General features: G+C 68.5%; 9 protein-coding genes. 4 read left to right on the top strand and 5 right to left on the bottom strand.

Going from position 1 to position 12698, the window contains the following annotated elements:
* Positions 1-27 precede the first annotated feature (27 nt).
* Positions 28-882, bottom strand: coding sequence for an ABC transporter permease (locus tag ACN9MP_RS03245; RefSeq protein ID WP_426323899.1), 855 nt, complete (start codon positions 880-882; stop codon positions 28-30).
* 233 nt (positions 883-1115) lie between these two features.
* On the opposite strand from ACN9MP_RS03245, the gene ACN9MP_RS03240 reads away from it, so the two are divergent.
* Positions 1116-4508 (top strand): glycosyltransferase, encoded by a 3393-nt coding sequence (locus ACN9MP_RS03240; protein WP_426323898.1) that lies wholly within the window; start codon positions 1116-1118, stop codon positions 4506-4508.
* A 107-nt stretch (positions 4509-4615) separates the two neighbouring features.
* A complete protein-coding gene (locus ACN9MP_RS03235; RefSeq protein WP_426323897.1) occupies positions 4616-5650 on the top strand; it encodes a polysaccharide pyruvyl transferase family protein in 1035 nt (344 codons plus the stop codon).
* A gap of 38 nt (positions 5651-5688) precedes the next feature.
* On the opposite strand, the gene ACN9MP_RS03230 is transcribed toward ACN9MP_RS03235, so the two are convergent.
* Positions 5689-6510 (bottom strand): glycosyltransferase, encoded by an 822-nt coding sequence (locus tag ACN9MP_RS03230; protein ID WP_426323896.1) that lies wholly within the window; start codon positions 6508-6510, stop codon positions 5689-5691.
* Positions 6511-6651: 141 nt separating this feature from the next.
* Here ACN9MP_RS03230 and ACN9MP_RS03225 point away from each other — a divergent pair, with 141 nt between their 5' ends.
* Both ACN9MP_RS03225 and ACN9MP_RS03220 read left to right on the top strand, forming a co-directional pair.
* Positions 6652-7758, top strand: coding sequence for a hypothetical protein (locus tag ACN9MP_RS03225; protein WP_426323895.1), 1107 nt, complete (start codon positions 6652-6654; stop codon positions 7756-7758).
* Positions 7759-7772: 14 nt separating this feature from the next.
* On the top strand, positions 7773-8867 hold the full coding sequence (locus tag ACN9MP_RS03220; protein ID WP_426323894.1) for a glycosyltransferase: 1095 nt from the start codon (positions 7773-7775) through the stop codon (positions 8865-8867).
* A 15-nt stretch (positions 8868-8882) separates the two neighbouring features.
* Here the strand turns inward: ACN9MP_RS03220 and ACN9MP_RS03215 are convergent, their stop codons facing one another.
* The 3 genes from ACN9MP_RS03215 to tuf form a co-directional block, all read right to left on the bottom strand.
* A complete protein-coding gene (locus ACN9MP_RS03215) occupies positions 8883-9854 on the bottom strand; it encodes a glycosyltransferase family 4 protein (RefSeq protein ID WP_426323892.1) in 972 nt (323 codons plus the stop codon).
* Positions 9851-10993 carry a glycosyltransferase gene (locus ACN9MP_RS03210; protein ID WP_426323891.1) on the bottom strand — a complete coding sequence of 381 codons (1143 nt, stop codon included), beginning with the start codon at positions 10991-10993 and terminating at the stop codon, positions 9851-9853. Before ACN9MP_RS03210 ends, ACN9MP_RS03215 begins: the two co-directional genes overlap by 4 nt.
* Before the next feature lie 376 nt (positions 10994-11369).
* On the bottom strand, positions 11370-12563 hold the full coding sequence (gene tuf / locus ACN9MP_RS03205; protein WP_426323889.1) for an elongation factor Tu: 1194 nt from the start codon (positions 12561-12563) through the stop codon (positions 11370-11372).
* Between the last annotated feature and the right edge of the window lie 135 nt (positions 12564-12698).

Here is a 12698-nt window from a genome sequence, read left to right as displayed (position 1 = left end):
ACCTGACCCTGCGCACCGAGCGACCACTCACTCACTGAGCCCGTACCTCGCCTCGGCCTGCCAGAAATACACGACGCCCACGACGATGGTCACCAACGCCCACAACGGGGCCGCGACCCATGCGATCGCCGGGGCCGTGTACGACTCGAGCAGGACTTCTCGCGAGATCGCGATGAAGTCGTAGGTCGGGATGAGGTGCACGACCCACAGCCCCCATGGCATCCCCTCGAGTGCGCCATCGATGTTGAAGAAGATGCCGCTGATGTACAGCAGTACGCGATTGAGGATCGGGATGAACTGCTGCACGTCGCGGGCATGCACCGACAGGCGCGCGACGATCAGAGCCGCTCCGAGGTTGAACACCCCCATGATCGCAAGGATGGGGAAGATGAGCAGCCACGACCATGCGATGGGCTCACCGAAGACGAGGAGCAGGATGCCGAGCAGCACGATGATCGGGATCATTCGCATCGCCTGCTCCACCACCACGGAGATCGGGAGGAGGATGCGGGGGAATCCGAGGCTCTGCACGAGCTTGGCGTTGCTGGTGATGGCTTTCGAGCCGGCACCGAAGGAACCGGTGAAGAACTCGAAGACGAAGACCCCCACGATGATGTAGCGCACGTATCCTTCGGGACGCGCCGCACCGGAGATCACCAGGCCGAAGATCGTTCCATAGAGAATCGCGATGGACAGCGGCCTCATCACGATCCATAGCACGCCTAGCCGGTTCTGCAGCAGGCTGCCGACGAGCCGGTGGCCGGCGAGGGTCAACGCGAAGCTGCGCCGACGCCATGCCTCGGCAAGATACTCGCCGAACGGGGGGCGGCGGCCGACCGGATGCAACCCCTCGAGAGCAGCAGGAGACGGCGCGTCGACCATGACTCGTCGCCACCTCCTCACCATCCGCAACGGCACGCGAACGCACCCACACGAACGCGGGGTCCCCGCAATACTACCCCTCCGAATCTTCGCGACGCGGCCCGGCGGGGCGACGATGCGGCGCCCGCAGACCAGTCGGCACCGCCGGGACCGGTAGGATCGAGCGGATGTGTTCCCGCGCGTGGGCGCCGCATGAGAAGATGCGCCGCGGCGCCGATGACGAGGTAGGGCAAGTGGCCGGATCCCCCCGCGTATCGATCGTCGTTCCTCTCTTCAACGACGAGGACCACGTAGCCGCAGCACTCGACAATTGCCTCGCGCAGACCCTCGCGGACGTCGAGGTCGTGTGTGTCGACGATGCGTCGACCGATCGCACGGTCGCGATCGTCGAGGAGTATGCGGCCAGAGACGCGCGCGTGCGGCTGATCCGCCAGCCCACGAATCAGTCGGCATTCCAGGCTCGGCGCGCGGGTATCGAGGCGGCGAGGGCGCCCTACGTGCTGTTCCTGGACGGGGACGACGAGCTGCACCCGCGCACCGCTCAGACGGCGCTGGCCAAAGCGCAGGCGACCGGCGCGGACGTCGTGGGATTCGGCGTGGAGATCATCGCTCCGGATGGCGTCCCGACTCGATTCGAAGCGGCATTGCAGCCCCGGTACGGCGAGCTGACCGCGCCCGACATCATCCCTTCCCTCTTCCCCGTCTCCGAGGCGGCGAACGGCCACCTGTGGCGATATCTCTTCGCGGCGGAGTTGCTGCGGAAGGCTTATGACGGGATCCCGTCGGACTCCGCTTTCTACCGTGCCAACGATCTTCCGATCGCCTTCCTCGCGCTCGCGCACGCCACGAAGTATGTGTCGACAGCGGAGCGTCTCTACCGCTACCACTTCCGCCGGGGAACCAGTGGCCACGCAATCGACGGGGTCGAGCACTTCCGATTCCTGCTGAGCGGTATCGAGCCCATCACTGCGATCGCCGACGCGGTCGAGGCAGTCGCGAGCAGGTCAGCTGAGCCGGATGCGGTCCTCGACGCCTACAGGTCGGCTCGGCTTCACATCATCGGGAACATTCTCCGCTACTGCATCCGCGACACCTCGGGCGAGCTCCAGCGGACGTGCCTCGACCTGCTCGAGGAGCGAGTGGGCGACCTCGATGTCGTCCGCGCGGCCGCGGCGTTCTGCGAGGAGGCACTGCCGGCCATCTCGGCGAGCGTACCGGAACCCTCCCAGCCGGCCGATGTCAGGAGCATCCTTCTGACGACTCGACAGCTCGACACGGGCGGCCTGCAGGCTGTGATGATGGAGCATGCCGCGTACCTCGTGAACGCCGGGTACAAGGTGACGGTGGCCGTTCATCGGGACGCCGAAGGTGTCGTCGAGGTCCCGTCCGGTGTCGCGGTGGTGCAGGTGGCCGGTGCCAACAGGGTGGCTCAGCTCGACGACTGGCTGGCGATCTGCCGAGAGCATGGCGTCGACATGGTCATCGACCACCACATCCTCTACAACCAGCATTGGCCGTGGTTCGCGCTCGCGGCCCTCGCGTCCGGCATCCCCACCATCGGCTGGGTGCACAATTTCGCCCTGCGCTCGCTGTTCGACCGCAGCCAGCGCACGTCGTTCCTCACCGCGCACATGCGCATCCTCCTCACGGTCGTGACGCTGTCCCCTGCCGACGTCGCATTCTGGAGACTCCGCGGCATCGAGCGAGTCGTCTACCTCCCGAATCCTCCATCGCCGTTCGCCGTGGCCGCCCTGGCTGCCGGCAAGCCGAGGACTCTGCCCGCCGGGCGCCTCGAGCTCGCGTGGTGGGGTCGCCTCGACCGTTCGACCAAGCAGGTGCACCACCTCATCGGACTGGCCCAGGAGCTGCGCGCGCGCGGCGTGGATTTCCGGCTGACGATCATCGGCCCGGACTCGAGGAACCTGACGGCGAAGCAGGTACGGCAGGACGCGATCACACGCGGGGTCGACGATGCGGTCGATCTCATCGGCGAGCAGACCCCGCAGGAGCTCCTCAGGACGCTGGCGCACACGGATCTCTTCGTCTCCGCAAGCGCGATCGAGGGGTTCCAGCTCACGATCATCGAGGCGCAGGCGCTCGGCATGCCCGTCGTGATGTACGACCTCCCCTGGCTCCCGACCGTCCGAGACAACGCGGGTCTGGTCGCGGCGGCCACCAACGATCCGGCCGTTCTGGCAGATCTGATCGTGGGCATTGCGCAGGATCCCGAACGATACGCCGCCCTGTCTCACGCCGCGCGCGAGTTCGCACGCACCGCAGTGACCGTCGACTTCGGTGCGCGACTGATCCAGCTGATCAAGGGCACGCTTCCCGCCGACTTCTCACCCGCTCCGACACTCGAAGAGGCGCAGATCCTCATCGAATGGCTCGTCCGCATCGGCGAGCGCAATATCCGCGGCGACAACCGGAACGGAGGCGGGGGGACTTCCGAGGTGGCCGCCCTACGGCGCGAGCGGGATCTCGCCCGGGCGAGACTCCGTCATATCACGGAAGGCCCGTCGTTCCGCGTGGGGCGGGCTCTCACGTTCCTCCCCCGGAAGATCCGCGCCGCGATCCGGCCCGACCAGAAGCGACCACGTCCCGGCCGAAACTCCGGTGCGACGATTTCGGTCAGTACGACGCCGCCACCCCTGCGCTCTCAGCCCGGCATACCGACGCCCGCGCGGTCGGCGAATCCCGACGTGTCATTCGTCATCCCCGTTTACAACTCCGCGCCGTGGCTCGACGATTGCATCTCCAGTGTCCTCGCGCAGACCGGAGTCGACGTCGAGGTGATCTGCATCAATGACGGGTCTACCGACGACTCTCCCGCGATCCTGAAGCGCTTCGCGGATTCCGACGCTCGCGTGACCGTCATCGACCAGCCGAACAGCGGCCAGTCCGTCGGCCGAAATCGGGGTCTGGAGCAGGCAGCCGGCCGATACGTCATCTACCTGGACAGCGACGACTACTGGCCGCGCGACGTGCTGAAGACCCTGGTCGAGCGAGCCGACGATGGTCAGCTGGACCTTCTCCTCTTCGACTGCTTCGCCTTCCGCGACGGCGACATCGACGAAGACGTCTGGAAACGGTACGAGACCTACTACCAGCGAGCGCACACTTATCGGGGCGTTCGCAGCGGCGTGGATCTCATGGCTGCCATGCGTCGCAACAAGGATTACCGGCCGCATGTGGGGCTCTACATGGCGCGGACCAGCTACGTTCGCGAGCTCGGGGTCAGCTTCATCCCCGGAATCGTCCACCAAGACAATCCATACACGTTCCGGCTCATGCTGAACGCCTCGCATACGGCCCATGAGCGGATCGATGCCTATGCGCGCCGGATGAGGCCGGGCTCGACGATCACCACCCTGAATCCGGAGCGATCAGCTCGCGGCTACTACCTCTCGTACCTCGAGATGAGTCGCGAGCTCGACGGTCGTGCTCTGCCGGCCGGCACGTCGGCCGTTATCAAGAACATCGTCGACTACGTCTACGAGGGTGCGCGCAAGCAGTTCGCGCTCATCTCCGATGGCGCGGCGGAGGAACTCCGCGCGTTGGATGACGGCGCCGACGCCCAGGCCGTGTTCGGGTCCCTCAGGCAGGATGAAAGGATCCTGCTGTAGAGCGTCAAGCGCGTACGGCAGGGCATGCGCCCGAACTCCCCCCGCGGCACGCCCGATCGGGACGCCCCCGTCCCTTGCCCCCTCTCCCCCCCGAAATCAGAGGCACCATGACTGACACCCCGAAGCAGGCGCTCGTCGTCGGCCCCTATCGAGCGCACAACTTCGGCGACGATCTCGTCGGCGCGATCCTCGCCAAGCACCTGCAGCGCGTGGGGTATGAGGTGACCATTCCTCGACTCAGTGAAGAGAACAGCGCGTGGTTGGGCACCCGATACTCCGCGGATTACGACGGGCTCTTCGAGGGCGCAGACGCTGTCGTCGTCGGCGGGGGCGGCATCATGAGCGACACCTCGGGAGCCAAGCCGGGTGCGTCGTATCTCGACATCGTGGCCAACGCGGGCATGGAGGGGCTCCTCGCCGGCAAGCGCGTCTACGTCACGAGTGTCGGCGCCGGTCCGTGGATCCTGGAGAAGTCCAAGATGCTCGCGTACGCCGTCTCGTTGATCGCCGAGAAGGTGGGTGTGCGTGAGCAGGAGTCCTACGACAACCTCCGCGGTCTCGGCGTCACCGACAAGAAGCTTCTCCTCGGTGCCGACACCGCGCTGCTGACGTCCGACATCCTGACGTTCCCGACCGTCGCTCACGGCAAGCTCGGGCTGCAGTTCGACGTCAGCGCATTCAAAGACGTCCACAAGAACCCGCATGTGCCGGCGATCGTCGACGCCGTCGGGCAGTACGCTCGCGCCAACACGAACGACGTCGTGCTGATCCGCAACGGTCGGGCCCGATCCGAGATCGCGCCGGCAGCCCCCTCAGCCGAGCGACTGAGCTACACCACCCTCGAGGACTTCCTTCCCCGACTGGCCGGAATGCGCGCGCTCTTCACGTCCCACCTCCACCTGGCGATCACCTCCTATTCGCAGCGGATCCCGAGCTTCTCGCTGTACGTGCGTGAGAAGACACGTCGCTTCTACGAGCAGATCGGTCACCCCGAGCGAGCGATCGACCTCCGGGTTGCGACGCTCGACGACTTCAAGCGATTCATCGCCGCGGCTGAGGCCGCCACATGGACCGACGAGGACGAGGCGACGCTCGAGCGTCTCAAGCGAGAGGCGCGGAAGCTCATCGACTTCATCGAATAGGTCCAGGACAGGGCGCGTCCGGCGCCGCATCGGCAGGGCTATGCGGACGTACCGCCCCGGAGCCGGACGGTGGGGAACTTCACTTCCAGCAGCGCTGCGTCGATGAGCTCGGAGCGCGCCTGCAGACGTGACGAAGGGTGGTCGTCGTCCCGATCCCACTCCTTGTCCTGCGTGCCGTGGTACGTCTGCAGATACATGGGCTCGCGTGAGTCGAAGATCACGGGAGCGACCGTGTCGATCCGGTTGTGCGGCGCGTCGGCGAGCTCGCGAACCGACATCGACGAGGGGTCGAACCGCCCGATGTAGGCCTGCCCCGCCGAGGGGAGGACCTCCCGCTTGAGCCGGAAGTCGGTATGCGCGCCGTCGTCATACAGGGCTGCCACCCCGAGACCGAATGACACGGCGAACCCGACGTGCTCGGGTGAAACATAGGCCGCAAGGCGGTCCAGGTAGTCGGCGGCGAGGATGTCGTCGTCGTCGACTCGAATGCGGACCGCGATATCCGAGCCGCGACCTCGAGAGCCGAGATCGGAGGCGATGACGGAATCCACCGCGATCTCTCGTGTCACCTCGTCGAGAATCACGCAGGGATGGCGAGCGGCAGCGATCTCCAAGCGCGACCTCCACTCCTCGGGAAGATCTCGCGAGAAATGCACGATGTGCCGGTAATCGAACCGCTCAGCCCACGACTGGTATACCGGCATCGCCAGGTTCAGGAAGACGTCGGAGCGAAGAGCCATACGCTCGGGTCGGAACAACGCGTCGGTGTACTCGGCGCCTTGGCGTGAGATCTTCCACGCACCGTTCCCCGGCAGATGCACACTGAATCGCGTGTGGCCGTAGTATCGCGCTTCGGTCATTCGATGCCGCCCCGGCTTCTCGCGTCGGTAGACAGAATCGTACGACGGGTGACGCCTCCCCGGCCGGGGCCAGCGGGCTCCGGCGAACCATCTCGCCGTCCACGGCGATGGCTCCTCCTCCGCCCCAAGTAGATTGATCACATGCGAAGCGGGGGATCGAGACGACGACGAGCCCCCCGCCCGACCCGCACGTTCGTCTCGCTGACGGGGCCGGCCGGCAATCTCGGCGACGCACTGATCCGGCGCGAGCAGCTCGCGTGGGCACGGGGAACGTCCGACGAGCTCGTCGTCTACACGGGCGAAGCTCCGGACGCCTGGCTCGCGCAGCTCGGGCTCGCTCCCGGCGACGCAGTCCTGCTGCGTTCCAAGCGCAGCGTGCCGCGGTGGCTGTTCATGCTCGCGACCGCGCCGTCGCGCCCCGCGCTGGTGTTCGAGGCCGGGGAGGTTCCCCTCGAACGCGGCAACGCTCTGCGTGAGCTGGTGTTCCTCGCCGAGACGGTGCTCGTGCGGTTGCGGCGCGGCGTCGTCGTGCGCCCCCCGCGCGCCATCCGCGCTCCCACCCAGCCCGCCCTCCGCCTCCACTCGCTCGCGGCGCGGGCGTCGCAGTTCGCGCTGTGGCGGGACGCCACGAGTCTGAGGATCGCGGCCCACGGTCAGCTCGTCCCCGACATCGGCTTCGCCGCGGGCCGCCGCGACGGGCTGCCCTGGAACGCGCGCGCGGAGCTGGTCGTGAGCCTGCGGGGGAAGAGACCCCGCCCCGGCCCCGCCTGGGTGGAGGCGGTGACCGGCTTCGCGGCGGCGCAGGGGCTGCGCATCCGCACCGTGGTGCAGGTCCGCGAAGACGAGGACCGGGCTCGCGAGCTCGCCAGCGCGTTGGGCGGCGAATTCGAGCCGTGGGGCGACCGCGACCCGGTGGCCCAGGAGGCCCTGCTGCGCGAGCGTTACGACGGCGCCCGCCTCGTGATCTCGGACCGTCTGCATGTGCTCATCCTCGCGGCGCTCAGCGGTGCCCTGCCGGTCGAGCTGGTGCCCGCCCCGACGCGCAAGATCGCGGACTCGTTCGCCACCGTCGGCCTGACGGACATGTCGATGGATGCCGCGAACCCCGGCCCGCGCGGCATCACCGGGTTCCTGACCGCTCAGCTGACGCGCGTCGACGACGTGCGGCGCCGCGTGGGCGAGGCCGAGGTCCGGCTCTCCGGGATCGAGGCCGACGTGCGCGCGGCGATCCGCTCGGCCCGCCGATGAGTTCGGCTGAGGTGATGCGCGCAGATCCGGCGTCGGTCGTCGGCCGCCGCATCCTGTTCCTCGCTCACAGCCACGCCTTCGGGCCGTTCCGTGTGGGCAGCCACCATTACGCCCGCGTGCTGGCCGGCAACGGCGCCGAGGTGGTGCACCTCTCCACGCCGATCTCGCTCGCCCATCGCGCGACTGGTCGCGTGAGCCGCGACGCGGCCGCCGACGTGCCGGAGGGGCCGCAGCGCGACGCCGACGGCGTCACCCACCTCGTGCCGCGCACCATCCTTCCGCGACCGTACGGGCGATTCCGGGTCGCCCGCGAGCTCCGGCGCCACGGCATCCTCCCCGACTTCGACGCCGTGCTGGTCGACCAGCCCCTGCTCTGGGACAACTCGGTCCGCGGCATGGCGCGCCGGCTCGTGTACCGCCCCACCGACCTCTACCCCGTCGGCGTCAAAGCGCGCCGGCAGCGGCGGATCTTCGAGGCGAGCGACGGGGTCGTCGCCACGTCGGCGGTGGTGCTGCACGGGCTCGGTGCCGCCGACATTCCGGCACTCGTACTGGAGAACGGCGTGGATGCTGCACGCTTCGCTGCGTCCGAGGGTGCGGCGCAGGCTCGGCCCGACGTCTGCGTCTACGTGGGCGCGCTCGACGGGCGCTTCGACTGGGAGCGCGTGATGGCGTGGGCGCGATCGTACCCCCACGTGCGTTTCGCGATCGCAGGGCCCGCGGCAGCGGCGCCGGGGGACCTTCCCGCCAACGTCGAGCTGCTCGGCCCCGTCGCCTACGACGCGCTCCCCGCGGTGCTGCACGACGCCCGCGTCGGTCTGCTGCCACTTTCGGACGATCCGCTCAACGCCGGACGCAGCCCCATGAAGCTCTACGAGTACCTCGCAGCGGGCCTCGCCGTCGTCGCGCGGGCAACCCCGGTCATCGCTTCCGACGTGAGCGCGGGCCTGTTCACCTACACGGAGCCCGCACAAGCCGACGCCGCGCTCGGCCTGGCGCTGGAGCATCCGTCCCCCAACGCCGCGGGCGTGCGCCGCGCGAGGACGCAGTCGTGGGAGGAGAAGACTCGCACGCTCATGGCGTTCCTCGCGGAACTCCCCGCGCGCTGAGGTCATCGCCTCACGTCAGGCGAGCGCCTCCTCGAGCGCGTCCGAGACGACGCCGGCGGTGCGGTCCCAGTCGTGGGCGCTCGGTGGCGGCTCGACGCGACGCGGCACGGAGGTCGCGGCGGTGAGCGCGTCGGCCCACTCCGCGGCATCCTGCGCGCTCTCCAGCGCCCAGCCGCGATCGCCGACGATCTCGGCGACCGCTTCGCAGCCGCGCCAGTGGATCACCGGAGCGCCGCAGGCGATGGATTCGAGTGCGGGCAGGCCGAAGCCCTCGATGGTCGAGGGCATGACGCCGGCAGCCGCCCCCCGATACAGCGCGGCGAGCCGCTCATCGTCCACGCCGTGAAGCCACTCCACCCGGTCGGCGACACCGAGCTCCGCGGCCCGCCCGGCCGCTTCCGCGACCTCCCGCTGCGGCACGATCGCCCGCACCCGCACGGCGGGTGCGAGGGCGAGCGCCCGCAGCACCACGTCGAGGTTCTTGTGCGGTCTGATGTTCCCGACGAACACGACGTAGGGATCCGTCGCGGCCTCTGCCGGCCCGTCGGGCCGGAATGCCTCAGAGCATCCGTTCCCGGCATTGATCACCCGCACGGCGTCGTCCGCCAGCCACTCGCGGATGTCGCGCGCCGATGTCTCGGAAACGGTGAGCACGAGCCCCGCCTTGCGAACGGTACGGCGGACCGGGCCCCCGTAGTACGCGGCGAACTTCAGCTTCTCGAAGCCGTCGGCACGGAGCTGGATGAGATCGTGGATGGTGAGGACCTGGCGTGGTGCTCGCAGCAGTGCTCCGTACCCCGGCGAGTAGACGAGTGCGTGCGAGCGGCGCAGGGCGGGGAGCGGGCGGAAGGCGTCGAACGCCGAGTGAGGACTGCCGCTGAGGGCGAGCGGGCGCCACTCCGGACGCAGACGCGGCAGCACCTCGCGCGCGTAGCGGCCGATCCCGTGCGCGCCGCGATAGCGGTCGTCGACGTACAGGGCGGTCACCGGCGTCTGCTGTTCGGGGAGGGAGGCGATGGCGCGACGCCGGATCCGGTGGCACCGGCGACCCACTCGGTGATGCGCTCGACGAACACGGACGTGTCGAACTCGCGTGCGCGCGCGAGGCACGCGTCGGCGTCGGCGCCGAGTGCCCGGTCGACCGCGAGCGTCAGTTCGCCCGGGCTCCAGTCGTGCACGAGTGCGCCTGTCACGCCGTCGAGGATGGTCTCGGCGGTACCGCCGACGGCGCTGGCCACGACCGGCGTGCCGGTCGCCATCGCCTCCACGGGCATGATGCCGAAATCCTCGATCGCCGGAAACACCAGAGCGAGTGCCCGGCGATACAGCTCCGACAGGAGCGCGGTCGAGGGGTCGTGCACGAAGAAGACGTACTCACCGCGCTCGGCGGCGATCGCGCGCAATCGGCTCTCGTCGGGTCCGGCGCCCGCCAGCACGACGGGGAGGCCCGCCGCCAGTCCCGCCTCGATCACCCGGTCCAGCCGCTTGTACGGCACGAACCGGGAGACTCCGAGCAGGTAATCGGGCGGAAGGGCGGCGAGGGTCGCCCGCTCGGCGGGCGCGAGATCGGCGGGTCCCGCGGTGAACGCGGCCACATCGATGGGGGGATGGATGACGGTCGCCTCGCGTTCCCACGTGTCGGCGATGCGCTGCGCGATGAACGCGCTGTTCGCGGCGATGGCCACCGGGTCCTGCGCGCGCCGTCGATCGACCGGCTTCAGCATGCGGGAGATCGTCTTCGCCACCGGGCCATCGCCACGGCCGTCCAGGTCGGGCGTCCACACGTATCGCGCCGGCGTGTGCGTGTAGACCAGCTTCGGCGCGTCCCGCGCGGGGCCGCCGAACCGGGCGTGATGCGCGAAGAGGTGGTTGCTGCAGAGCACCCATTCGGCGTCGCGCGCGGGCAGATGCCGCCAGGCAGCCGGCATGAAGGGCAGCGCTGCGGCCTTGCTCCTGCGCAGCGGCGTTCGTCCGAGAAAGGTCTCGTGCACGCCCTCGAACCTGCCGTCGCTGTCGTTCCAGAGACAGAACCGCTCCGCATCGGGATAGATGGCCGACAGCACCTCGAAGACGTTCTCGGAGCCGCCATGCCGCGACAGCCACTCGTGAACGAGAATGCCGGCCATCGGGCCCGCTCCTTCCTCGCCTCGCGTCTGTCCAGGTCTCAACACCGCGCGGTACGGTTTCGGCCGTGACGCGAGGGGGAGCCGGCCCGATCGCGCGGAGCGGCTGCGCCGCTCGCGCGAAGGGCTGTTCGCTCCAGCGTAATCGCTGCCGAGGGGTCGGCCGGCCTGAGCCGATCCTGAGCAACACTGCGCACGCCCGGACCCGCGTGAGGAGATCACGCGCTCTCGCCGAGATCACACGAACGACGCGCGTCGATCGTGTCGTCTCGGCGAGAGCACATGAAGCGCGCACCTCGAGCATGCGACGCAGTCCACACCGCGAACGACGAACGCCCCCGAGCAGAGCACGGGGGCGTTCGTCTGTGAGTCAGAAGACTTACTTGAGGATCTTCGTGACCGTGCCGGCGCCGACGGTGCGGCCACCCTCGCGGATGGCGAAGCCGAGGCCCTCCTCCATGGCGATCGGCTGGATCAGCTCGACCGTCATGTCGGTGGTGTCGCCGGGCATGACCATCTCGGTGCCCTCGGGCAGCGTGATGACGCCGGTGACGTCGGTGGTGCGGAAGTAGAACTGCGGACGGTAGTTCGTGAAGAACGGGTTGTGACGGCCGCCCTCCTCCTTGGACAGGATGTACGCCGTGCCCTCGAAGTTGGTGTGCGGGGTGACCGAACCGGGCTTCACGACGACCTGGCCGCGCTCGACGTCGTCACGCTTGGTGCCGCGGAGGAGCAGACCACAGTTCTCGCCGGCCCATGCCTCGTCGAGCTGCTTGTGGAACATCTCGATACCGGTGACGATCGTCTTCTGCGTCGGGCGCAGACCCACGATCTCGACCTCGGAGTTGATCGCGAGGGTACCGCGCTCGGCGCGGCCCGTGACGACCGTGCCACGGCCGGTGATGGTGAAGACGTCCTCGATGGGCATGAGGAACGGCTTGTCCTTGTCACGCACCGGGTCGGGGATCGACTCGTCGACCGCCTCCATGAGCTCGAGGATCTTCTCGGTCCACTCGGCGTCGCCCTCGAGAGCCTTGAGGCCCGAGACGCGGACGACGGGGGCGTTGTCGCCGTCGAAGTCCTGCGACGAGAGGAGCTCGCGAACCTCGAGCTCCACGAGCTCCAGGATCTCCTCGTCGTCGACCATGTCGGACTTGTTCAGCGCGACGAGCAGGTAGGGCACGCCGACCTGCTTGGCGAGCAGCACGTGCTCACGCGTCTGCGCCATCGGGCCGTCGGTGGCGGCGACCACGAGGATCGCGCCGTCCATCTGAGCGGCACCGGTGATCATGTTCTTGATGTAGTCGGCGTGACCCGGGGCGTCGACGTGAGCGTAGTGACGCTTCGGGGTCTCGTACTCGACGTGCGAGATGTTGATCGTGATGCCGCGCTGACGCTCCTCGGGAGCCGAGTCGATCGACGCGAAGTCGCGCTGCACGTTGGTGGCCGACGGGTACTTGTCGGCGAGCACCTTCGAGATGGCGGCGGTGAGCGTGGTCTTGCCGTGGTCGACGTGACCGATCGTTCCGATGTTCACGTGCGGCTTGGTGCGCTCGAACTTGGCCTTAGCCACTGGGTCCTCCTCAGGACGTTCGTGTAGAACTTCCGGACGCTGGTGTGCGCCGGTCTTCTACGGGGATATCTCCAGCTTAGTGGAGACGGTTCTGGTGATTCTGTGTGAAGTTGTGCTCCGGGACGCCCCTGCCTC

The sequence above is a fragment of the Microbacterium sp. E-13 genome (assembly GCF_049912955.1).
GTDB lineage: Bacteria > Actinomycetota > Actinomycetes > Actinomycetales > Microbacteriaceae > Microbacterium.
The sequence above is the reverse complement of the archived record's forward strand: the minus strand, read 5'-3'. Positions and strand labels throughout refer to the sequence as shown.